Source organism: Ureibacillus sp. FSL K6-2830 (genome assembly GCF_038004145.1).
Lineage (GTDB): Bacteria > Bacillota > Bacilli > Bacillales_A > Planococcaceae > Ureibacillus > Ureibacillus thermosphaericus.
In genome coordinates, this window is record NZ_JBBOQR010000001.1 from 2,530,015 (window position 1) to 2,554,326 (window position 24,312).

Annotated in this window: 23 protein-coding genes and 2 pseudogenes; 13 read left to right on the forward strand and 12 right to left on the reverse strand. The window is 33.4% G+C overall.

Annotation, left to right across the window (positions count from 1 at the left end; all coding sequences use genetic code 11):
• Position 1: 1 nt before the first annotated feature.
• The 5 genes from NSU17_RS12465 (at position 2) to NSU17_RS12485 (ending at position 4,508) form a co-directional block, all read left to right on the forward strand.
• Positions 2-397, forward strand: a complete 396-nt coding sequence (locus NSU17_RS12465; protein ID WP_016839191.1) for a DsrE/DsrF/DrsH-like family protein — start codon at positions 2-4, stop codon at positions 395-397.
• An 84-nt stretch (positions 398-481) separates the two neighbouring features.
• The gene (locus tag NSU17_RS12470; RefSeq protein WP_340705157.1) at positions 482-1,609 is read left to right on the forward strand and encodes an MBL fold metallo-hydrolase; all 1,128 of its coding nucleotides are present in this window, start codon (positions 482-484) and stop codon (positions 1,607-1,609) included.
• Between the two features lie 66 nt (positions 1,610-1,675).
• Entirely contained in the window at positions 1,676-1,903 is a 228-nt protein-coding gene (locus tag NSU17_RS12475) for a sulfurtransferase TusA family protein (protein WP_016839193.1), read from the forward strand.
• 68 nt (positions 1,904-1,971) lie between these two features.
• Positions 1,972-2,748 carry a sulfite exporter TauE/SafE family protein gene (locus NSU17_RS12480; protein WP_340705158.1) on the forward strand — a complete coding sequence of 259 codons (777 nt, stop codon included), beginning with the start codon at positions 1,972-1,974 and terminating at the stop codon, positions 2,746-2,748.
• 458 nt (positions 2,749-3,206) lie between these two features.
• Positions 3,207-4,508 carry an NCS2 family permease gene (locus NSU17_RS12485; RefSeq protein ID WP_340705159.1) on the forward strand — a complete coding sequence of 434 codons (1,302 nt, stop codon included), beginning with the start codon at positions 3,207-3,209 and terminating at the stop codon, positions 4,506-4,508.
• Between the two features lie 143 nt (positions 4,509-4,651).
• On the opposite strand, the gene NSU17_RS12490 is transcribed toward NSU17_RS12485, so the two are convergent.
• From NSU17_RS12490 to NSU17_RS12515, 6 genes are all read right to left on the reverse strand, one after another.
• Positions 4,652-5,167, reverse strand: coding sequence for a DUF4871 domain-containing protein (locus tag NSU17_RS12490; protein ID WP_340705160.1), 516 nt, complete (start codon positions 5,165-5,167; stop codon positions 4,652-4,654).
• A gap of 228 nt (positions 5,168-5,395) precedes the next feature.
• Complete coding sequence (locus NSU17_RS12495; RefSeq protein ID WP_340705161.1) at positions 5,396-6,322, reverse strand: ABC transporter ATP-binding protein; 927 nt, start codon at positions 6,320-6,322, stop codon at positions 5,396-5,398.
• Positions 6,315-7,367: an ABC transporter ATP-binding protein gene (locus NSU17_RS12500; RefSeq protein ID WP_096551805.1), complete on the reverse strand. Its 1,053-nt coding sequence runs from the start codon at positions 7,365-7,367 to the stop codon at positions 6,315-6,317. Before NSU17_RS12500 ends, NSU17_RS12495 begins: the two co-directional genes overlap by 8 nt.
• 14 nt (positions 7,368-7,381) lie before the next feature.
• Complete coding sequence (locus tag NSU17_RS12505) at positions 7,382-8,275, reverse strand: ABC transporter permease (protein ID WP_172597922.1); 894 nt, start codon at positions 8,273-8,275, stop codon at positions 7,382-7,384.
• Positions 8,276-8,316: 41 nt separating this feature from the next.
• Positions 8,317-9,249: an ABC transporter permease gene (locus NSU17_RS12510; protein WP_096551801.1), complete on the reverse strand. Its 933-nt coding sequence runs from the start codon at positions 9,247-9,249 to the stop codon at positions 8,317-8,319.
• Between the two features lie 127 nt (positions 9,250-9,376).
• Positions 9,377-11,008, reverse strand: a complete 1,632-nt coding sequence (locus NSU17_RS12515) for a peptide ABC transporter substrate-binding protein (RefSeq protein WP_340705162.1) — start codon at positions 11,006-11,008, stop codon at positions 9,377-9,379.
• A gap of 886 nt (positions 11,009-11,894) precedes the next feature.
• On the opposite strand from NSU17_RS12515, the gene NSU17_RS12520 reads away from it, so the two are divergent.
• From NSU17_RS12520 to NSU17_RS12530, 3 genes are all read left to right on the forward strand, one after another.
• Positions 11,895-12,272: a hypothetical protein gene (locus NSU17_RS12520; RefSeq protein WP_340705163.1), complete on the forward strand. Its 378-nt coding sequence runs from the start codon at positions 11,895-11,897 to the stop codon at positions 12,270-12,272.
• A gap of 144 nt (positions 12,273-12,416) precedes the next feature.
• Positions 12,417-13,973, forward strand: a complete 1,557-nt coding sequence (locus tag NSU17_RS12525) for a hypothetical protein (protein WP_340705164.1) — start codon at positions 12,417-12,419, stop codon at positions 13,971-13,973.
• A 23-nt stretch (positions 13,974-13,996) separates the two neighbouring features.
• A complete protein-coding gene (locus NSU17_RS12530) occupies positions 13,997-14,863 on the forward strand; it encodes an ATP-binding cassette domain-containing protein (RefSeq protein ID WP_096551793.1) in 867 nt (288 codons plus the stop codon).
• A 1,161-nt stretch (positions 14,864-16,024) separates the two neighbouring features.
• Here the strand turns inward: NSU17_RS12530 and NSU17_RS12535 are convergent.
• Together NSU17_RS12535 and NSU17_RS15980 are read right to left on the reverse strand one after the other, a co-directional pair.
• A pseudogene (locus NSU17_RS12535) lies at positions 16,025-16,497 on the reverse strand (transposase); the annotation flags it as partial.
• A 28-nt stretch (positions 16,498-16,525) separates the two neighbouring features.
• Positions 16,526-16,663, reverse strand: coding sequence for a DUF4372 domain-containing protein (locus NSU17_RS15980; RefSeq protein ID WP_445286349.1), 138 nt, complete (start codon positions 16,661-16,663; stop codon positions 16,526-16,528).
• A 313-nt stretch (positions 16,664-16,976) separates the two neighbouring features.
• On the opposite strand from NSU17_RS15980, the gene NSU17_RS15985 reads away from it, so the two are divergent.
• From NSU17_RS15985 to NSU17_RS12545, 3 genes are all read left to right on the forward strand, one after another.
• Entirely contained in the window at positions 16,977-17,543 is a 567-nt protein-coding gene (locus NSU17_RS15985) for an accessory gene regulator ArgB-like protein (RefSeq protein ID WP_445684097.1), read from the forward strand.
• On the forward strand, positions 17,518-17,682 hold the full coding sequence (locus NSU17_RS12540) for a hypothetical protein (protein ID WP_172597880.1): 165 nt from the start codon (positions 17,518-17,520) through the stop codon (positions 17,680-17,682). Before NSU17_RS15985 ends, NSU17_RS12540 begins: the two co-directional genes overlap by 26 nt.
• 199 nt (positions 17,683-17,881) lie before the next feature.
• Positions 17,882-19,201: a sensor histidine kinase gene (locus tag NSU17_RS12545; protein ID WP_340705165.1), complete on the forward strand. Its 1,320-nt coding sequence runs from the start codon at positions 17,882-17,884 to the stop codon at positions 19,199-19,201.
• A gap of 78 nt (positions 19,202-19,279) precedes the next feature.
• Here NSU17_RS12545 and NSU17_RS12550 read toward each other — a convergent pair whose 3' ends face one another.
• The 4 genes and pseudogenes from NSU17_RS12550 to brnQ all read right to left on the reverse strand — a co-directional run bounded on the left by NSU17_RS12550 (position 19,280) and on the right by brnQ (position 22,104).
• Complete coding sequence (locus NSU17_RS12550) at positions 19,280-19,621, reverse strand: PilZ domain-containing protein (RefSeq protein WP_340705166.1); 342 nt, start codon at positions 19,619-19,621, stop codon at positions 19,280-19,282.
• Between the two features lie 26 nt (positions 19,622-19,647).
• Complete coding sequence (locus NSU17_RS12555; protein WP_340705167.1) at positions 19,648-20,040, reverse strand: EAL domain-containing protein; 393 nt, start codon at positions 20,038-20,040, stop codon at positions 19,648-19,650.
• 16 nt (positions 20,041-20,056) lie between these two features.
• Positions 20,057-20,305: pseudogene (locus NSU17_RS12560) on the reverse strand (diguanylate cyclase domain-containing protein); the annotation flags it as partial.
• Between the two features lie 446 nt (positions 20,306-20,751).
• Positions 20,752-22,104 (reverse strand): branched-chain amino acid transport system II carrier protein, encoded by a 1,353-nt coding sequence (brnQ, locus tag NSU17_RS12565; RefSeq protein WP_096551737.1) that lies wholly within the window; start codon positions 22,102-22,104, stop codon positions 20,752-20,754.
• A gap of 275 nt (positions 22,105-22,379) precedes the next feature.
• Between brnQ and NSU17_RS12570 the strand changes: the two genes are divergently transcribed.
• Complete coding sequence (locus tag NSU17_RS12570) at positions 22,380-23,039, forward strand: hypothetical protein (RefSeq protein ID WP_340705168.1); 660 nt, start codon at positions 22,380-22,382, stop codon at positions 23,037-23,039.
• Positions 23,040-23,268: 229 nt separating this feature from the next.
• Positions 23,269-24,312, forward strand: a complete 1,044-nt coding sequence (locus NSU17_RS12575) for an iron-siderophore ABC transporter substrate-binding protein (protein WP_340705169.1) — start codon at positions 23,269-23,271, stop codon at positions 24,310-24,312.

Sequence of the window (24,312 nt, forward strand, 5' to 3'; positions counted from 1 at the left end):
AATGTCTAATAAAGTAGCAATTATTGCAAGTAATGGTGGATTATTTGATGCATATAAGGTATTTAATATCGCAACGGCAGCAGCTGCTACAGAGAAAGAAGTAGCAATCTTCTTTACATTTGAGGGTCTGAACTTGATTCATAAAGAAGCGATGAAACAATTGCCACTTCCAGAAGGAAAAGAACATTATGCAGAAGGATTTGCGAAAGCAAATGTTCCAAGTATTCCGGAATTAGTAGAAATGGCAAAAGAGATGGGAGTAAAATTAATCGCTTGTCAAATGACAATGGATGTTATGAATTTAACGAAAGAAGACTTTATTGATGGAATTGATGTAGGTGGCGCAGTTACATTCCTTGAGTTTGCAAAAGATGCTGCACCAACATTAACGTTTTAATCATTTGTTTTATTCCATTCTTTAGTGGAAGGGATTACCCTTCCACTTCATATCACAAAAATATACCTACAGGGGGTAAGTGGAATGGCAGTTCAAAAAATGACATCAGCACAAGTAGCTCGTAAAGTAATCGAAAATCAACCATTATTTATTTTAGATGTACGAAACAGAGAAGATTTTGAAGATTGGAAAATTGAAGGACACCGATTTGAATATTTAAATGTACCTTACTTTGAATTATTAGATGGTGTGGAAGAAATTCTTCCAAAATTACCGTCCGATCAAGATATTTTAGTTGTTTGTGCGAAAGAGGGCTCTTCTGTCATGGTTGCGGAAATGCTTTCAGATGCAGGATACGATGTGTACTACCTTGAGGGTGGTATGAAAGCTTGGAGCTCTTACCTCGAGCCAATTAAAGTAGGTGATTTGACTAATGGAGGTGAACTGTATCAATTTGTTCGTCTAGGGAAAGGCTGTTTATCTTATATGGTCATTTCTGATGGTGAAGCTGCCATTATTGACGCAGTTCGTTTTAAAGATGTGTTCATCAACTTTGCGAAAGAGAAAAATGTGGAAATTACCCACGTATTTGATACACACTTACATGCGGACCACATCTCAGGAGGACGCCATATTGCAAAGGAAACAGGGGCGAAATATTATTTACCACCAAAAGATGCAGATGAGGTGGTTTATGAATATAATCCATTGGAAGATGGTTTAACAGTAAAGGTAGGGAATTCCAAAATTGAAGTAGGCGCTCTGTATTCACCAGGTCATACAATTGGTTCAACTTCCTTCATCGTAGATAACAAGTATTTATTAACAGGAGATATTTTATTCATTGATTCCATCGGTCGACCTGACTTAGCAGGACGTGCTGAGGATTGGGTAGGCGATCTTCGCGAAACGCTTTATCGCCGTTATCGTGAGTTAGCGGAAGATTTAATTGTATTGCCTGCACACTTCATGATTATTGATGAGTTGAATGAAGATGGAACAGTTGCAAAACGTTTAGGGGATCTATTTGCGGAAAACCATGGTTTAAATATTGAAAGTGAAGAAGAATTCCGTAAGACAGTAACAGAAAACTTGCCACCACAACCAAATGCATACCAAGAAATTCGTCAAGTAAATATGGGGAAATTGACACCAGACGAAGAAGAACAAATGGAAATGGAAATCGGTCCAAACCGTTGTGCGGTACGTTAATTATGAAAGAGGTGGGGAGAATGATAAACTCCCCTTTTTAATGAGAATTAAAAAGGAGCGTTTGAAATGGAAGTCAATCAAGTGTTAGATGCAAAAGGATTATCTTGTCCACTCCCGATTGTACGGGCAAAAAAAGCAATGGATACGTTAGCGACAGGTCAAGTGTTAGAAGTGCATGTGACAGACAAAGGCGCACTATCTGACTTTCCTGCTTGGGCTAAATCAAGTGGACATGAAATATTAGATCAATCGATTGAAGCGGATGTAATCAAATTCATTATTAAAAAGGGATAACGAATCGATAAAGAGGAGAGGTGACATTCGGGAGAGGGTGTCACCTCTTCTGGAAAGAAGGTATCAACATGGACATTGCTTGGATTCTAACCATATTTGCAATCGGATTTGTTGGGTCATTTATTTCAGGGATGGTTGGAATTGGTGGATCGATTATTAAATATCCAATGCTTTTGTATATCCCTTCTTTATTAGGCTTTACCGCATTTACAGCTCATGAGGTATCTGGGATAAGTGCTGTACAAGTATTCTTTGCTTCTTTTGCTGGTGTTTGGGCATATCGAAAAGGTAAGTATTTAAATAAATCCCTTATTTTCTATATGGGAAGTGGAATTTTAATAGGAAGTATCATTGGAAGTTTTGGTTCATCCTATTTTTCGGAACAAGGTGTTAACATTGTATACGGAATCTTGGCGTTAATCGCCGGAATTATGATGTTAATTCCGAAGAAGCAAATTGATGATATCCCGTTAGAACAAGTCACTTTCAATAAACTACTTGCAACGATTTTATCTCTCATAGTGGGAATAGGTTCAGGGATTGTTGGAGCAGCCGGTGGTTTCCTCCTTGTACCGATAATGCTTGTCGTATTAAAAATACCAACTCGCATGACCATTGCAACAAGTTTAGCTGTTACGTTTATTTCATCGATAGGAAGTACAGTAGGGAAACTATCAACAGGGCAAGTAGATTACTTGCCAGCCATTATTATGGTTGTCGCAAGTATTATTGCTTCACCTTTAGGAGTGAAGGTTGGTAAAAAAATGAACCCTTCTATTTTGAAGTGGATTCTAGCGATTCTCATTATCGGTACAGCTATTAAAGTATGGATGGATATACTATAAAAGCAAGTTACATGAACAATGGGAAAAATCTTATGAAATCAATCAAAAAAATTTTAGACTTATCAAAGGTATTGTGAACTAGATTTTAGTAATAAATAGAAAGAAGGAAATGGGATACTATGAGATCGTCATTTTGACGGTCTTTTTGTATGTTTAAGAACAGCCTTGTAAAAGAAGAACATATTAGCCTATAACTCGAAAAAAGGTTCCATATTAGTGAAATCCCCCATTTAACACCAGATGCTTCAAACCGACTAATTTCATCATTATAAGGAGAAAATAGTTGTTGCCACTAAGTCTTTTTGTAAGAGGAAAGAATTCTTTATTCTTAATTTTCTCTATTTTTAAAATTTTGATACACAGAGAAAATTCTCGTAAAAAACACTTGCATTTAAGCTAAAGACCGAATATTATTAATTCTGTTGTTTTTAATGTTCGTATTTAGGGGGCTGAACTTTTTGTTTCGACTACAAGAAAATAATACAACTGTAAAAACTGAAATTTTTGCAGGTTTAACAACTTACTTAACAATGGTATATATCGTTATCGTTAACCCTTCGATTCTAGCGATTTCTGGTGTTCCTAGTGAACAAGTATTCACAGCGACAATTATTGCGGCAGTATTTGGTACATTATGGTTAGCGCTATTTGCCAATTATCCAATTGCAATGGCTCCGGGTATGGGGTTAAATGCATTCTTTACGTTCTCGGTTGTACAAGCTTCTAAAGGCGAAATTGACTATATGACAGCATTTTCTGCTGTATTTGTAGCCGGTATTATTTTCTTCATTATTAGCTTAACACCTTTACGACAAATGCTCGTTAAAGCCATACCGAATAATTTAAAATTAGCGATTACAGCTGGTATCGGTTTATTCATCGCTTTCATTGGTATGCGATCAGCAGGCATCGTGACAGATGACGAAGCGACATTAGTTCGATTAGGTGATTTATCAAGCCCTATGGTTTGGCTAACAATCGTAGGGGTTCTTGTTACGGCTATCTTCATGATGTACCGTGTATTCGGTGCAATTTTCTGGGGTATGATTGTGACAGCAATCCTCGCTGCATTTACTGGTAATTTACATTTCGATGGTGTTGTTTCAATGCCATCATTACCAGAAGGGATTTTAGTATGGAATCCAATTGAAGCTTTTGGCGATGTCATTAAATATGGTTTATATGGGACAGTATTTTCATTCATTTTAGTTACATTGTTTGACACGACAGGTACGATGATTGGCGTTGCGAAACAAGCGGGTATTTTAAAAGATGATAAGTTGCCACGAGCACGTCAAGCTTTCCTTGGTGATTCGATGGCAACAATTATCGGTTCAATGTTTGGTACAAGTCCATCAACAGCCTATATCGAATCTTCTTCTGGTGTAGCAGTAGGTGGACGTACTGGTTTAACATCGTTAGTAGTTGCAGGATTATTTGTCATTACGTTATTCTTCTCGCCATTAGCAGCTACATTAGCAAGTGTACCTGCTATTACTTCTCCTGCCTTAATTATTGTAGGTAGTTTAATGATTGGTGTTGTTCGCCATATCGAATGGGATAAAGTAGAAGAAGCATTTCCAGCATTTTTAGTTATTTTAATCATGCCATTAACGTCCAGTATTTCAGATGGTATTGCATTCGGGTTTATTTCTTACCCATTATTTAAGTTACTGAAAGGTAAGGGGAAAGAGGTTCATCCATTACTTTACCTCTTTGCGATTTTATTCATTATCCTGTTAGTGATTATGTCTCACTAAAAATGAAAAGCCTCTCATTTCGCGAGAGGCTTGTTTTATTGGTGCGGAAGAATGACCTAGGGGATTATTCCATTTATGTTAAAACAACAGACAAAGTTAATCTTTGAACGGTTAACTCTGCCTCTTAATCAATTAGTTGAAGATCAACTTTCTTCAACGTTTATAACGAGTTCCTCAAATAATTGATCATTAAAATATTTTTTTAATTTCCATAATTCACTTGTAGGGAACATCATATTCGATGGAATATGGGAATCTGCACCGTTATGTGGGCTAATGGAAACATCAGAATATTGCCATACTGCATTATTGCCAAATGACAAAACAGGATGTTCTTTTCCGTCTTCATCAACACCAACTACTTTAAAAACACCGCTGATATTCTCTTCCTCTCCCCAAAAATGCCACATATATTTATTCGGTTGATTTGCAATAAACTTTGTTGCGACTGCTTCACCTTCGTTACCCGAACCGACCAAAATTCCCACCTTACCTTCTTTCCCAATCAATATATACTCACCCTTTGTCCCGTCATGAAAAGTAACGGGTAATGAAAACGTAGGGCTTACCTCTAACTTTTTGTTATCATCAACATTTTTACAACCGACAAGAGTCATTAACAATAGTACAGAAATCAACATAATGATTTTGGTCCTCATATATCTCTCCCTTTATTAGCTTGAAATAAACGACATTTTATATTACTTTCAACATTTTTACTAATATTCCTTCTTATTTAATCATTCGGATGCCGAATGCCAAGCCTCTTAGAGCGGAAAATAAATAAAAGATTTTCATTAGCCTCTTCTTTCCGTCAAGTACTCCCCAAAAAACAAAAAAAGGCCTAAGGGGATTTAGGGCCCCTTAAGCCTTTTTTACACTAAGCCCTACAGCTTTGCTTGTTTTACCCATTTATTGACTTGTTCATCCGTACCGTAAACAAAATGATTTGGCAATGGCTCATGTATTTTAGCTGTATCCGGTGTTTCTTCATGGACATAAGGAATTCGTTTCCGTTTTCTTTCCAAAATCGGATCTGGAAGAGGAACAGCGGATAATAAAGATTTTGTATATGGATGAATTGGGTTGTTGTAAATTTCGTCTGCATCGCCCAACTCCATAATTTTTCCCCGATACATAACCGCAATCCGATCGCTGATATATTTAACCATCGATAAATCATGGGCAATAAATAAATAAGTCAAATTTCGTTCCTTTTGCAGATCTTTTAGCAAATTGACTACTTGCGCTTGAATGGAAACGTCGAGAGCGGAAATCGGCTCATCGGCGATAATGAAGCTTGGATCTAAACTTAACGCTCTAGCAATTCCGATTCGTTGTCTTTGGCCACCGGAAAATTCATGTGGATATCGTGTCATATGTTCACGATTTAAGCCAACTGCTTCCAATAAAGAAATAATCTTTTCTTGACGTTCTGCTTTGTTTTTATATAGGCCGTGGATATCAAATCCTTCGCTGATGATTTCACCAGCTGTCATCCGCGGGTTCAGTGAAGCATATGGGTCTTGGAAAATCATTTGTATTTCCCGTTTTAATTGCTTTTGTTCTTTTTTCGATTTGATTTGATGAACATTTTTTCCTTTGAAAATCACTTCGCCGCCAGTAATGTTATAGAGTCCGATAATGGAGCGGCCTGTAGTGGATTTACCGCAGCCAGATTCACCAACGAGGCCTAATGTTTCACCTTCAAAAATATGAAAACTAATGCCGTCAACAGCTTTTATTGGATTGGAAGGAGAGCCGAAATATTGAGTTAAGTTTTTTACTTCCAAAATTTTATTCTCTTTATTCACCTAATCCAGCCTCCTTCTTATATCTTTCCATTCTTCTTACGATTGGCTCAGGAATGTCGATTTTCGGTGCATATTCATGCAATAGCCATGTTTTAGCATAATGTGTATCGGATACTTTAAACATTGGAGGTTCTTTTTCAAAATCGATGGCCAATGCATATTTGTTCCGAGGTGCAAAGGCATCACCTTTTGGCGGATTAGTCAAATCCGGTGGAGAACCTGGAATCGCATACAATCTTTCATCACTTTTGTTATTTAGATCAGGCATGGAGCCAAGAAGTCCCCAAGTGTATGGATGTTTTGGATTGTAGAAAATATCGTTGACCGTTCCGTATTCCACAATTTGTCCTGCATACATAACCGCCACCCGATCGGCGACATTTGCTACAACCCCTAAATCATGGGTAATAAAAATAATAGATGTTTTATGTTTTTTTTGAAGTTCCTTTAATAATTCCAATATTTGCGCTTGAATCGTCACGTCAAGGGCTGTTGTCGGTTCATCGGCAATCAATAATTTCGGATCAGCCGCAAGCGCAATGGCGATAACAACACGCTGTCTCATACCGCCACTAAATTCATGTGGATATTGGCTGAACCGTTTTTCTGGCATTGGAATGCCGACTTGGCGAAGCAATTCAATTGCTCTTTCTTTTGCTTCTTGCTTTGAAACTTTTTTATGTTTTAAAATTACTTCCATAATTTGTTTTCCAACACGGATAGTTGGGTTTAAAGCAGTCATTGGATCTTGGAAAATCATCGCAATCTCATTGCCACGAATTTTGGACATTTCTTTATCGGAAAGGGGAATTAAATCTTTTCCTTCCAATAAGATTTGACCATCCGCATATATTCCTGGTGGCTGCGGAATCAATTTCATAATGGCATTGGTTGTCACACTTTTACCCGAACCGGATTCGCCAACAATTGCCAAAGTTTCCCCTTCATATAATGTAAAATCAACGCCACGTACTGCTTGAACAAGACCTGCATATGTTTTGAAGTTGATTTTTAAATTTTTGACTTCGAGTAATGGTTTATTCATGCTTCCACCCCTTTCTATTTGCGTAATTTTGGATCAAGTGCATCGCGCAAACCATCACCAACGGCATTAAAAGCAAAGATCGTTAAAGAAATTAAGAAAGCAGGGAAGAATAAACGCCAAGGGGCTACACGTAAACCGCCCATACCTTCTGATGCCATTGTTCCCCAGCTGGCAACTGGTTGGTTTACTCCTAAACCTAAAAAGCTTAAGAACGATTCTGTGAAGATGGCGCTTGGAATTGTTAATGTCATCGTTACAAGAATTGCACCTAAAGCATTTGGGATAATGTGGCGGATAATTAAATGCCAATTTCTTGCGCCAAGAGTTCTCGATGCTAGTACGAATTCACGGTTTTTAATGGATAACACTTCACCGCGGACAATCCGTGCCATGTTGATCCAACCGGTAATCGATAAAGCGATAATCATCGGTAAAAGACCTTGTTCCATTACTACCAATAAAATGATTACCACTAAAAGATAAGGGATGGCAGATAAAATATCGACAATCCGCATCATAATATCATCTACACGTCCGCCAATAAGTCCAGAAATGCTTCCCCATAAAACGCCAATGATTAAATCAATAATGGCAGCTGTGATACCGATAAATAATGAAATGCGGGCACCAAACCATACACGAACAAAAATATCCCGCCCTAAATCATCTGTTCCAAACCAATGTTCCTTTGAAGGAGCTGCATTATAAACACCTAATTGATCGCGATAACTGTATTGCGACAGTTCAGGAACAAATATCGCAAACAGTGTAATGAGGAATAAAATGATAACACCTGTAACCGCCAATTTATTTTGGTTAAAGCGGAGGAATACTTCTTTCCAGAAAGATACAGGCTTTTTTGCCAATTTATCGCCTTCTTCCAACCGCGGTCCGACTACTGTAAACATTTCAGGAGTTAAATTGTTGGTCGTTTCATGCTGTTTTACCATTATTTCTTTGCTCCTCCTTTCAATTTAATGCGCGGGTCAATGATAGTATATAAGATGTCTACGATTAATACAGCGAGCATTAAAATAATTGCATAGAATACGGTTGTTCCCATAATGACTGTATAATCACGGTTTGTGATACTTTGAACGAAATGTCTACCTAATCCAGGAATGGCAAAAATTTGCTCTATAACAAAACTTCCTGTTACAACACCGGCTGTTAAAGGCCCTAAATAAGTAATAACCGGCATTAATGCATTACGCAAAGTATGCTTAAAAGTGATTGTCCATTTGCCAAGCCCTTTGGCACGGGCTAATTTCACATATTCACTGTTGTTTTGTTCCAACATGCTGGAACGGACCAATTTTGCGATATACCCCGCATGTGTCAAAGCGATTGCCAACGCTGGCAGAACTGAGTATTTAAAGCCGTTCCACCCGGCAACAGGGAATAGGCCCAATTTTAAAGAGATGAAGTATTGCATTAATCCGGCCATAACGAATGAGGGGATTGAAATGCCCAAAACCGCGATGGTCGTTGCAAAATAATCAATCACGCGGTTATGGTAAAGGGCCGCAATGATGCCAAGTAATACACCGATTCCAACCGCTAAAAACATGGCTTCAAGTCCAAGAGATAACGAAACCGGGAACCCATCGGCAATAATATCGTTCGTGGAGCGGTTTTTATATTTCATGGACTCGCCAAAGTCAAACGTCAACGTATTGAGTAAATAATCCTTATATTGAATATACCAAGGATTATCTAATCCATATTTCGCTCTTAAATTTGCTTCAATTTCAGGTGGAAAATCCTTTTCACTTGCAAAAGGATTACCAGGTGCAGCCTTCATCAAGAAAAAGGTTGCCGTGATGATAATTAATAACGCAATGAACATAAGAACAATTCTTTTGAGAATGTACTTCAGCAAAGTGCTCCCTCCTTTATCTGAAAATTCTGTATAGTCCTAAAAAATAGTGAAAGGCTGCTATGAATCAATACAATCGATTTCAGCAGCCTTTACAACTATGAACCTAGAATTTAATTACACCAATTTATTATTCAACATCTACATATTTTAAGTAAATATTACCTAAAATATCTGTCTCCATGTTTTTCACATAGTCTTTAGCAACACTTAGGTTAGTGTAGTAGTAAATTGGTGCAACCGGCATTTCTTCAATAATGATCGCTTCTGCTTGTTTTAATAATTCTAAACGTTTTTCTGGATCAGTTTCTTTGTTAGATTCTCTTAATAGTCTTGTATATTCTGGGTTTTCCCAACCTGTATCGTTGTTACCGTTTTGAGCAGAATCATATTGTTCTAGGAATGTATAAGCATCGTTGTAGTCTGCAATCCAACCTAAACGTCCAACTTGGTAATCTAAATTTGACAATTTGTCTAAGTAAACTTGCCATTCAGAGTTGTCAAGAGTTGCATTGATGCCTAAGTTTTTACGCCAATTTTCTTGAATGAACTGAGCGATTGCTGCGTGAGCTTCACTCGTGTTAAATGAAATTGTGATATTGATATCTTCAGGTTTGCTGATTCCTAGCTCTTTCATACCTTGTTCAAGAGCTTTTTTCGCTTCTTCTACATCATTGTCTTTGAAGTAGCCGCGATCTTCTTCAAAGCCTTTAATCGCTACAGGAACCATACCTAATGCAGGTTTTTGTTCACCTTTTGTAATGTTGTCAATCAATGATTGACGGTCAATTGCAAGTGCTAATGCACGACGGATATTTTTGTTTTTAAGAATTTCATCTGTTGTATTAAATTTGTATACATAGATGGCTGCATAGTCTTTGATTTTTAAAATACCTTCTGATTTGTATTGGTCAATTGCATCTAAAGCTACTGTTTGGAATGGAGAACCTAAGAAGTCAATTTCGCCATTATCAAACATAGTTGTTGCTGTTTGTTCAGATTCAACCATTGTAATATTTACTTTTTCAAGTGCTACATTATCAGCATCCCAGTAAGTAGGGTTTTTCTTCAATGTGATATCTTTGTTATGATTCCAAGAATCAAGCAAGAATGGACCGTTTGTTACATAATCTTCTCCAGCTTCTGTGTACCATTTTGGATTTTTCTCAGCAACATTTTTATTAACTGGGAAGTATGTTTTAAATGCTAACATTTCTAAGAAATAAGGTGTTGGTTGTTCCAATGTAACAACTAAAGTTTTATCGTCTTCTACTTTAATACCAACATCTTCAACTTTCGCTTTACCTTTGTTGTAAGCTTCTGCGTTTTTGATTGGGTAAAGCATAGAAGCATATTCGGAAGCGTTTTCAGGATTTAATACCCACTTCCAAGCATATTCAAAGTCATATGCTGTTACAGGATCTCCGTTTGACCATTTTGCATCGCGTAATTTGATTGTGTAAGTTATTTGGTCATCGCTGATGGAAATGTCTTCTGCTGCCGCATTCACAACTTCAGAACCTTTGCGAGTTGTTAAGCCTTCAAATACGTTATTTAGAATTGCGGAAGAAGTAGAATCTGTCGCAAGTCCTGGATGTAAGGAAGGCGGCTCAGAAGTGATGACTAAATTAAGTTCTTTTGAACGAGAAGTTTCTTTTCCTTCACCTTCGTTTTTGTTTTCTTCTTTGCTGCCGCTGCAGGCACTTAGCACTAAAGTAAGTGTGAATAGTGCTGCTAATAAGAGCCAAAACTTCTTTTTCATTTTTTCCCCTCCATTAAGCATTTTAAAAATTTTCAGAAAAAACGCGGACGTGCCATTTTTCTGAAATTTTCGCGCTCGATAATCATAATATCAAACTTTTTTGTTAAAATAAATACTTTTTTAATTCTCTGGAAGATTTGAAAATATCTATTTTTTTAAAAATATTTTCAACTATTAAAGTTTGATAGTTTGATATGACATAACATTCAAAGGGATTTCTCTATTGATTAGGATAGGGAGATAATTAGTTACTCAACTTTCGCACAAGCCAACCGTCATTCACAATTAACTCATATCCATAAAAATCTAATGAGGATGGAACATGATTATTAACTTGGATATCTGCATTTTTAATTGAATTCGATAACATGCATGAGGATAAAAGTATTAAAATACTTAGTATTATAAATAGTTATATTAACATTTTTCATAAATACTCCACCTTTTATAAAAATGTACTATCACCACTTGAATAAATAGTCCATACACTAATAGGATCCTTTTGAGCCTCAATCAACTCCTCTAGTAAAAGAAATGCTGTCAATGTACCTGTCCTCCAATTGTACGAGTAGAAAGCTCTAAAATATCGATTGAAAAATTCAAGACATTTATTATACGTCATTACAAAAGAGAACTTATTCTTAAATATTCTGGCTATTATACTTTTATAAATTTAACTTGATACTGAAATATAACTCCAACTTTTAACTAAGTTCATCCGAATACAAACAGTTTTGTAGAAAAATGGTTCTGAAATTCTATTATATAGGAGGAATGTATCGTTTTCTAAATAATACAAGTTAATTATTTACAAAAAAGGTATAGATTGTTATTTTTACTTTGACGGTACCGTTAAATAAATTAAAAGAATAGGGAGGCCAAAATCATGAAATCATTCAAAAAACTATTTGCAATCGGTTTCGCTACAGCAGTCTTATTAACATCAACAGGGGCATTTGCAGGAACACTGGGACCTGAAACTCTTACAGGAACATCTGCAAAATCTTCAGAAGTTTATTTAGGAAGTGGAACACATAAATTAGTAGCAAAAGGAATTAGTGGAACTGGCGTCGCTACTGTAAAAAAAATCCGAGTATTATGGCCTGACCAAAATGTAAAATCTGTAGATGTTACAGCTCCTTATACTTCTACTGCAGAATTCAATGCAGAGGCTACTAACGGTGGTGTTAATCAAAGTTATTATGTTCTCTGGAATGGTTCTACATCATCCGCAAAAGCTCAAGTTTCTATAGATCATCCTTAATTTTTAAATGGGGTGTCTAAAAATTAAAAATTTAGACACCCTTGCGAATAGAGTTGTGAATTATCATTACTCTATTCAACTTACATATCACTTGTAAATAAAAAGGACCTCCATACTTGTAAGTAGAAAGGACTTCCATAAGATATGAGTAATATTAAATTATTACCAAACCAATCAACCTTTTTTTATTTAAAATTAAATATAAAGAATATTCTATTTTTTATTGTAATGTTAGTAGCTATTTTACTTACATTACGTATAAGTGAAACTTTGAATTTTTCGATATTTCAATTTACCACATTTAGTTATTTTACCTTTATAACCTTAAACTTCTTTTTCTTAATTTCCTCTACTATAACCACACAAAAACAATTGGAAATTATAAGTTTTTTGGAAAAAGATTCTTGGAAATTTATAAGCAAAATCTGCATGGCAAATTTAATATTAATGTCTTTAATTGTAATATTTCCTGTGTCTATTATGTTTTTTTTTAAAAATTCTTTTACAATGAACGAATATTTGTGGCTAGGAATCATTCATTTTTTTATTATCTATTATTCTTCAAATATTCTATTTACTGTAATTGGCATTAGTGTAGGACTTACAGTAAAAAATAATTTTGCAATTGTAATCTCTATTTTGATATTTATTCTTTTAATTAGAATTCCATATATGATTCATCCAACTTCACCATTTGGAAGGTTATTTAATATTTATGATGATGAGGTATTTTTTTCAACAAATGATTTGGCTGGTGTCCTTTTCAATATATCCTATTTATTAGATAAATTATTCGTTGTTTTATTCATTTTATTAATTGGTTTATTGATAAGAATTATAGTAAATAAAAAGAAAAAACTATTAAATGTTGGATTAATTTTCATAATCTTACTGTCTCAAGTGATTGTAGTTTATAACTACATTATCCAAAAAGAAGTTCATCATCAATATAATGAGTTTTTACAAAACGAATATCAAATTCTCTCCCATAAGATGAAATTAAATTTAGGAAACAAATTAACGAACGAGAGCATACTAAATATAAAAATTAATGAGGATACGAATACGATTCAATTATTTTTAGATCGAGTTTTTGATATTAATGAAATCAAAATAGATAATACTCGATTTGATTTTACCCGTGAAAACGATTTATTAGAAATTACAGGAGACTTTAAAAAAGATCAACAGCATATATTAAAAATTACATATCAAGGTAAAGTAAATATTGTTGACGATTTAGGTTTTCATCTATTTTACGTTTCACCATTATCGGTCAATCTACCTGGAGATAGTTTTTATTGGTATCCTAAGACATCTAATTATCCTAATAAAGAGATTTATTTTGACGTTGAATTAGAGAAAAAAGGAACAATATTTAGCAATCTAGCGGTAGTTAAAGAAACGGATGATAAATATAACATTAGAGGTAATGCTTCTGATTTGTTTCTTTTTTCTGGACAATACAAAGTCATGAATGAAAATGAAATTGAGTACGTAATACCTATTGGCTATGAACCATCGATAATTCAAATGCAATTATCGTCCATTACTACAAGGGAAGAGGTACCTAATGAAGTAAAGAAAAAAATTATTGATAAAAATTATTCAAGGGTAGTAATGGGGATATGGCCATTAGAAGATTCTTCAGCATTAGTAAAAGTTTCTGGAGACACCATTTTCGTTCGATTTTTTAATTAAGAAATTAAAAAAGGTGATAGATTATGTCAAACCAATTATCAGTAGAAGGCATCAATTTCTCATATAGAAAAAAGAAAGTATTAGAGAATGTTTCTTTTACTTGTCAAAATGGTGTGATTGCATTATTAGGAAATAACGGAGCTGGAAAAACAACGTTAATGAAGGTGATTGTAGGTTTAAAAAATCCAGATTCTGGAACAATAATATTGAATGATACTAATTTAGTCAATGTTGATAAATATCCTATTCATAAAGTTGGGTATTTACCACAAAATTTTGATATTTATCCAAATATCAGCGGATATGATTTTTTATCTTATGTTTATGATGTGAAAAAATTACCCAAAAACTCAAAAAAGCAAGCTCTTGAAGAAGTCATTACAAAATTTGGACTTCGTGATGTCATTAAAAAAAGATTTTCCTCATATTCGGGAGGTTATAAAAGAAGATTGGGAATTGCTCAAGCAGTACTCGGAAAACCGGATTTAATCATTATTGATGAACCAACAGTTGGGCTTGATCCGGAACAAAGAATCGAATTCAGAAGTTATCTTGCTGAAATTAGTTTGGATGCAATTACATTAATATCAACGCATATCATTGAAGATGTCGAACTATATAGTAATGAGATTTTAATATTAAAAGATCACACTATAAAATTCCAAGGTACTGTTGAAGAAATTATAAATATTAGTGTGCCTTTTATTTCTACAAAAAATATACCTATTACTGAGTTAGTTTCATTTAGAAAAGAATACAAAATTATTGAGGAAAAACGAATTTCTGATGATTTAATCAAAGTTAAATATATTGGAGACTCTGATATTCATCATGATGAAAAGGAGATTTCTTTAGAAAATGCATATATCTATTTTCAAAACCAAATTTGAACAGATATCAAAGTTTGTTAATTATTATGATTATAATCATACATTAGGAAAAGGTGTTTTATATATTACTTTATTATTTTTAGTTATAGGAATTTTTTCACCTGCCCCTACAGACTACTTGAGCTCAATACGAGCTGGTTATTCGTTGTACGGATTCGATAATTTATATGATTATACTTTTCCAATGATATCTGTTTTCATTGTTTTTTTTGCTTTTCTAAAAGATTATATAAATAATCGCTATGAATTAATTATTTACTTTAATGCTTCTAGATTTAATTACAATATGTTGTTTAGATGGGGTTATTTTGTGTTCATTTGTTCTTTAAGCAATTTTATAACGGCTACCTTCTATTATCGATTTGTTTCTTTTTTAGATTTACTAAGTATCGTTTTAAGTTTAAGATTTGTACCTAATATTCTATTTTTAACTTCGCTTCTACTATTCCTCATTACGTTAACAAAAAATTGTTATGCTGCTTTATTTGTTGTAGGTAGTTATTTATTGCTTGATTTTTTATCTTCAGCGAGGATGTTTAAGTGGTTTTCATTAGGTGTCCATTCTTCAAACTATTATTACACAATATCTCCTGCTTATTATTTGTTAAACAGAGCATTATTAGTGATTCTTAGTGTTTTATTCGTTTTTATAGCTTGTAAAATATCTGCTAAAGAAAATTTGTGATTTGATGAAGGTTAACTTTGTTTTACTAAAAAGGATGTTCAAATAAAGTGATTCCTTCAAGCTAATTTCTAATAAGTAAGGGGGCGTCTGAAAAGTCATTTTGAGACGCCCCCTTTGCGGCTGTCGCACAAGCTTAGCCGCAGATAAATTGCGACGAGGAGGCGCGTTTGATGTGACCACCGCAGGAGCAAAGTTTTTAAGAGAATATTCCTATAAGAAGTAAGGCTGTTCAGAAAGTGTTCGACTTTCTGGACAGCCCCTAAATTCTTTTTAGCAGGTTTATGGCAAACTAAAAATGTAACGTTTGGCAATTAATTTATGCAGCTCCTATCACTAGCGTCGCATAAATAAGTTTTGAAATTTTAGATTTTATTTTTCTGAAAAATTAGCGAAAAACGAAACACCTAAATAAAGGTAGTAAACATCCATTTTTTTACCTATAGCTTAAGGCGAGTGCAACAACGACAAAACAACCTTTAAGGAACGCTCTTCCCTTCGATTTTCCGTAACCAAATGTGTGCAGATTTCCATAAAGCTGCTTTCAAATATCGACTTATTTGTAACGTACTTCGGTCACTATTCGTGTTCAACTGAGCTAACACATTTAAACAGTATACAATCATCGCTACTATACTTGGGTGTGTACGGCTTGTTTACTGTGGCCGTAGAACTTCTTGCTATTCAAGTGTTGTTTCATCCATTTGAAAAAGAGTTCAATGGCCCAACGTGACTGATAGATTTCGGCGATTTCATCTGCATCCATATCAAAACGATTCGTCAGTAAATGAAGTTCATTTCCTTTTGTATCCAACAATTTGATGAGACGGAACGCGTTTTCAGAACGATTTTGCGTGGTTCCAATCACCACCATTTCATCGGAGAATACAGGCGAATCTTCAGGTAACAAAAATCGTTCTAACACACGGACGACAGCGTTTTCGCAAACTCTCGGTTTCATGTAATTGAGCATACAACAGTCATTTCAGAAATGAAGCCATATAAAGCTTCTTTGTATAGTAATCTAATTGATAGGCTTTCACCATATCCTCAAATAAGTTGAAATGAATTGGTGAAAACCATTGTTCAAATGATGTTTTTCGTGTAAACTTATCCATGCTTTTGTCCTTTGTATTGGATTTGGATGGTTTACTACCACCCAACCATTATAAAGGATTTTTTTGTGTTTGGATTATATTTCAGAAAATTCGGTTTATTTGAAGGTGTTAAATTATTTTAATGCGACGCTAGTGAGAAAATTCAGTTTTATTATGTCTATTGATATTTTTTATGAGAGCATAATGAATTCTAATATTCACCATTAAATGGACTGATGATAAAATAAGAGATGGAGGTGATGAATTAATAAATTTAAAATGAATACATCCAAATAAAGGAGGGAACAAGAAGATTTCTAGAATTGAAAATGCAATCTTTCATCTATTAGATCAAGAACATTTTTCTCATTTGGAAAAAGAAAAATTAAAATTAGGTATTCAAATCATTATCTCAGAGTCTTACAAGCTTATATTAATTTATTTATTGGCTTATTTATTAAATTGTATAGTTCCAACATTGATTGCGCATCTTACATTTTTCATATTAAGGCAAGTTTGTTTCGGCTATCATTTTAACAACCTAATTATATGCCTCGCTACTAGCATCATAGCATTTCCAATCACTATTAAATATTTAGCTGATTATTACTCAATTATCCCTACATTCCTCTTATATATTATTTTTATCATCATACTAGTATTTATCTATAAACTTGCACCTAAAGGAACAGAAAAGCACCCGATTATCAATCAACATCATAAAAAATATTTGCGAAGAAAAATGGGCTTCCGAGTATTCATAATAGTTGGAATATTTTGTATTTCGACATTCGAAATAAAAGTTTTTATCGCTTATGGGGCTTTATTAGAATCTCTAATGTTACTATCTCAATCAATTAAGGGGGAGTATTTTTATGAAAATGAATTGGATGAATGTTAAAAATTTAATTTCTAAAATTGCGATGGTTGTAGTTGCTGTTGGAGGTACAGCTACGATTACTGGATGTACAACATTATTCCATGAGAAAAAGATTTCAAATGAGTTACTAGAAAATCATCCTTTTGCTACAAAAAAATAACTCCGTAAAATGTTTTTCCATTGTTTTCCGACTAACTCTATTAGTCGGAATTTTCTTCCTCTAATTTATAAGCCCTACTAATTTATACATAAATTAGTACAAAATTACGAAAATCCGTTGCGTTCATGTGTACTATCGTAATATAGTTATTATATTATTGATTCATTCCAGAATAGAATTATACATAGTAGGAGAAAAAATGAAGCTAGTATTGATAATGATTGAGTTAATCTTGATAGTGTGGGCAGTCGCGTATACATCACAAATCAAATTGCGAATGAAGCAAATTTTATTTTTCGCCTTAACCGTATTTTGTCCTACAAGTTTTATTTTCTTATGGGTAGGTCAATGGCAAGGAATTATTTACTTTATTGTTAGTTCATTAATTTATTTCTTTTTACTCACAAAAAAATTTATTATACTAATACAACTTTGTTTCTTTATTATTATAGGTATCTTAGTAGATAATCTTGTCCAATATATTATGCAATCACTCTCAATTAACTTTTTACCTGGTGTCTTAGATCAATATTGTTTTTTTATTGTTTTATTTATTATTAGTGTCTTTATTTATCGATATTTTCACAAAAAATTTATTACATTGTTACCTGAAATAAAGAGTGCTATCAAATTTATTTTTTTTGTTGTGATTGTAACGATGGTCACTTTTTACATTAATATCTACTTAACAGATTATTTATCTAAAGATACAGTGTTAATATTCAATATCGTGATTCAGATTACGTATTTTGTCATCATGCTGTTTATACTTTCATTGACGATATTAAACATCAAAAAACAACATGATATTCAAAAAATAGAGTTTGAAAATAATCAGTTTAATAGTTATATGGAATCATTGGAATTAATTAATAATGATATGCAAAAATTCCGACATGATTACAACAATATATTGTTTACTATGCAAGGTTACATTGAAATTAATGATTTTGAGGGTTTAAAAGAATATTTTAAACAACATATATTCTCTACAGAAATGAACACATTAAAAAGAAATCAATTGTTAGCAAATTTATCGAAAATGAAGGTCACAGGAATTAAGGGTCTGCTTTTAACAAAGATTTTACAAGCTGAAAAAGAAAATATATCAATTAATATTGAAATTCCAGAAGATATTGAAGACTTTCATATGAATGTCATTGATTTAGCTAGAATTCTAGGAATCTTTTTAGATAACGCAATTGAAGCGAATTATCAATCCAATCAAAAAATTAATTTTGATAGTGAAATTGATATTGCATTTATTAAAACCAATGATGATTCGTTGATGATCATCATCGAAAATACATTCTATGATGAAGAGGTAGATTTAGAAAACATTTTCGAAGATGGATTCTCTACGAAAGGAAAAAATCGTGGAAAAGGATTAAGTAATGTGAAAAGTATTTTGAAAAACTATCCGAATGTTAAATTAAACACCACTGTAAATGACTATAACTTTACTCAAATTCTTGAAATAAAAAATATTCATTCAAAACTAATAAAAGTTGAGAGATAATCAAATAAGCAAAAAATATTGGGTTGGATAGGGGAGAACCTACCTAACCCAATTTTTTGATATCAAAAGTGTACATCATTAGTTTATTACAACGATATTGAAGTACTCATTAATATCGTCAACAATCGCTCTCTTGTATGGTGGTACCTTTTTATGATTTTTTGCTAAAGTGTCAAGAATTGTGGTGAACTTAGCTCTTTCTTCATCATTTTCAAAAATAAACTTAACACCATATTCCGCTAGATCTTCATTCACTTCTTCTTTCCAAACAATTTTCGCATTCAATAAAATGGACTCTCTAAGCAATTCTGTAATAAATTGGTAAAGAACCGTACGGATTGGCAAATTAAGATTTGATATAAATCTAAGTCCTCCAGCACCGATTTCTGTAACTAATACTTTGGTTACCCCGATATCCAAGTTCCGCTTTGCTATCGATGAGATTTTTAATTTTGCTTCAAGCGGGCAGTGGAAGTAAAACGATGATGTTTTCTTCTGTCTTGTATTATTTTTCCATCAAATGGTAAGTTATCCAAATCAGTTATTAGGCTATTTTCTTCTGCAATATTAATGAATTCACCAGGTAAGAGAAGCCTCCATTTTGGATGTCTACACCGAATTAACGCTTCAGCACCAGTGATTTGTTTAGTAGTTGAATCCACTCGAGGTTGAATGTAAAATTCTAATTCATTGTTTTCGATTACCTTCTTTAAATCTCGTCCTATGGAATAATTTTTATAGGATTGGATACTATTTGTATGGGAGAGGATATGATACGTTCCTTTTCCTTCTTTCACAGCCTTTTGTAAAGCTACGCTAGAATTTCTTAATAACTCCAAGCTGGTTGTCCCATTTTCAGGGAAGATACAAGCACCAATACTTACGGTAATATAAAGTTGGTATTCTTTTACAAAAAAATGGATCGTTTAAGAAATTTGTAATTTGTTTAATTTTTTCTTTTAAAGCATCGATGGGTTTTATTTCTTTAATGAATAAAATAAATTCATCGCCGCCTGTACGTGCTACGAAATCCTGAGGAGATAAATAGTATTTTAATTGTTTAGGAAGTTGTTTCAAAATTTCGTCGCCTATTTCATTTCCGAGGGTATTGTTGAAGTAAGTAGCTTATATAAAAAGTGGAAAATCATTTATCGATACACTTTTTTGATTGAGAAAGTAAATGATGGAGAAAATTAAAATAAAAAAGAAGGGAGTTATGAATTGACTCCCTTCTTTTAAGGAAATATTACTTTTTTGTTAATAGATAGTCACCAAGTGGTAGAAGAAATACAATAAATAAAACTGTTAAAATAGTCAGTACTTCTAAAATAGTAATTGCAACTTGGTCAAACATCCTTATTAGCCTCCTTTCATTCACAAATTATGTTACCTTAAATGATAGTAATTTTCCATCTTATTTAGTTGGAGTAAACAATGTAAAAAATTTCTTGTTCCTGTTTTATCTATTCATCTGCTGACGTATTATTGTAATATTTCATTTCCAAACTTATCATTGTTAAAAAGGGCGCCATAAAGTGACGCCCCCTTTTTTATTGTGTCACGATTTGTTTTGAACCTTTTGGCCACAAAATTCCGATGATGAATCCAAAGGCAGCCGGCAACATCCAGCCTAGTCCAATATCATAAAGTGGCAAATAATCGGAATAAAATGACTTAATTGATTCGAACAATGAAATAGTTGTACTTGGTAAACTTGCAACTAATGTACTGTAACCATCAAATAAGCTTACACAGAAAGTGAAAAACATCGTTGAAGTATAGACACTTTGCTTATTTCCGTATAAAGGTGAGCAAAGGGTTAAAATAATTAGAACAATCGCTAATGGATACAATAACATTAATACAGGAATAGCGAATTGAATAATATTATTTAAACCAAAGTTCGCTATTGTAAATGATACAAGACATAAGATGAGTACGAACCATTTGTAACTAATTTTAGGATATACTTGGTTGAAAAACTCACTACAAGACGTTATCAATCCGATACTTGTTTTTAAACATGCAAGAACAATGATAATCGCAAGTAGTATTGCCCCATAATCACCGAAATAATATTGAGCGACTGCGGCAAAGATTTGTCCACCATTTTCGAAAGTGCCGATTGCTAAAACGCTAGATGCCCCCATATACGTAATAAGTCCATAAATGAGTGCCATCAATGCCATGGCAAATACGCCGGCTTTCAGAGTTGACTTTGCAATTTCTGTTTTATTTGTAATTCCTTGTCCTTTTATTGCGTTAATCACAACAATCCCGAAAGCCAATGATGCAAGAAGGTCCATTGTATTGTATCCTTCTTTAAATCCTGTTATAAATGCAAGGTCGCGATAATCGCCAATTGGTTGATCGAATGACCCCATTGGTTTTATGATTGCGATAATAATTAAAATGAATAAGAACAATAAAAAGGCAGGAGTTAAATATTTCCCAATATAATCGACGATTTTCGCTGGATTTAAAGAGAAGTAATAGACAATGGCAAAAAATACAAAACTAAAAATTCCTAACAACAATGTGCTATATTCGGGATTGATATATGGTTCAAAACCTACAACGAAAGGTACCGTTGCTGTTCGTGGAATTGCGAAAAATGGACCAATCGTTAAATAAAGAGCGATTGCAAAAATCACGCCGAACAGTGGATGAACTCTTCCAGCTAATTCCCGTAAACTATTGCTACCAGATAACCCAAAGGCAATGATTCCTAAGAAGGGTAACCCGATGGCTGTAATGAGGAATCCAATTAATGCAGGCCAAAAATTTGTACCAGCTAGTTGTCCCATTTGGATTGGGAAAATTAAGTTCCCTGCACCAAAAAACATCCCAAATAGCATTGTACCAATGACTGCATAAGTAGAAAATGAACTCATCTTTTTCATAAATCTCTGCTCCTTCTAAGTTGAATAATTCTAATTTTAGCAACTTTTCAGAAAGGAATCTATGTAGATTGAAAAAGTAAGAAAATAAGGAATTTTCAATTTAGTTTTAAATTGGTAATATTATCGAAATATATGGAGTTATCATTTGCAAAAAGGTAGAATGATATTGATATAATAAAATGGAAAAAATTCAGAATAATGTAAAATTAAACTTTACAAGAACTTTTGTTCGTGTTATTGTAATTGATAATAAAAGATGAAGAGGAGTTGTTTTCATGGAAAATAGAGACGAGGATCTCCATTTTCACAAGTTTTTTATTGAATCATCAAAGAAACAAAGAAATGCTCCAAATACTAACCCGTTTTTATTAGGTAAACAAACCGATTTTATATTAGAAGAATTTCAAAATAGTTATTTACGAATTGATACTTCTATTGAAACAAATCCGGAATATCAATTGATTAATGGATGGACAAATATCTTTCTCATGAATGAAGGCGCAAAAACGATAGGTTATCTAAACTTCAAAATTTACAACTCTTTTATAATGGATAAATCTGATTTGTTAAAGGTAGCCAAATCATTTTCAGATGAGGAATATACAATCATTTCTACTTTTAAAAAACATTTTCAATCTACCTTTGATGAAGGTTACATTAAGTTCCTAATAGTAAATGAAATATTCTTAAATAATGAATACCAGCAAAAGGGATACGAATTAAAAGTGATGGTAGAATTAATAAGCTTATGTCGTATTTTAGAGATTGACTACATCATTTCAAAACCTCTACCAATCATAAAAGAGAATTTTAATTACGGAAAATCCAAAAAACGAATGGCAAAAATGGCTTTTCTCAATAATAAACTAGTTTTTGATGTATATTATTTAGAGGAACAAGAACCAATCATTGTATTGGATATTAGCCGTATATGAAAACTATTTTTATGAAACACCATTTTACTCATTGACGATAGGGAGAAATGGTGTTTTTATTATGAAGGGATATTTTATTTTAATGTATGAAGGAATTATATTGAAATGAGTTATGAAATTCCCATTTATAAATAGTTAATTAGTGATTGACAATCGGTTTGTAAAAATATTATATTATCATCGAAAATGATAATTATTATCAATTGCGAAATAAAAGAGGTGTACTAAGATGAAAAATAAAATATTCTCAATAGTTTTTACATTATTATTCATATTCTTGTTATCAGGGTGTTCTGAACAATCCTCTAATCAATCAAATGGTGAAGAAAAAGAAACGAACACAAGTAATGAATCATCAGTAGAATATCCGATTGTCATTCAACATGCATTTGGTGAAACGGTAATTGAAAAGAAACCAGAACGAGTTGCAACTATCGCTTGGGCAAACCATGATGTTGCGCTGTCTTTAGGAGTTGTACCAGTAGGTTTTTCTGCTGCTAACTATGGCGTTCAAGATGATAGTGGCATGCTTCCATGGACAAAAGAAAAATTAAAAGAACTTGGTGTAGAAAAACCAAATATTTACCAAGATACAGATGGATTAGATTTTGAAGCAATTGCAGATAGTGAACCAGATGTTATTCTTGCGGCATATTCAGGCATTACAAAAGAAGAATACGATATTTTAAGTGAAATTGCGCCAGTTGTTGCTTATCCAGAAACGCCTTGGGTAATATCTTGGAGAGATCAAATCTTATACAATGCAAAAGGTATGGGAATGGAAGAAGAAGGTAAACAACTGATTGCTGATACAGAAAACTTAATTAAAGAAAAGGTAAGCAAATATCCTGAATTAGCAGGAAAGAAAGCTGCTTTTGCGTCTATCAGTGCAGCAGATTTATCAAAATTCTATATCTATACAACGCAAGACCCGCGCGGAGAGTTTCTTGAAGAGTTAGGAATGAAATATCCTGAAAGCTTACAAGAATTTATTGGAGATCCAAATAGTTTCTATATCGAAATGAGTGCAGAAAACGCAGATGTATTAAATGATGTAGACATTATCGTGACATATGGTGATGAGCAAACATTAAAAGCTCTTCAACAGGACTCAATTTTAGGAAAAGTACCGGCAATTCAAAAAGGTGCCGTTGTAGTCATTGGTGATAATACACCATTAGCAGCAGCTGGTAATCCGAATCCGCTTTCCATTGCGTACACCATCGATGAATATTTAAGTTTGCTTGCGGAAGCGGCAAAAAAGCTAAATTAA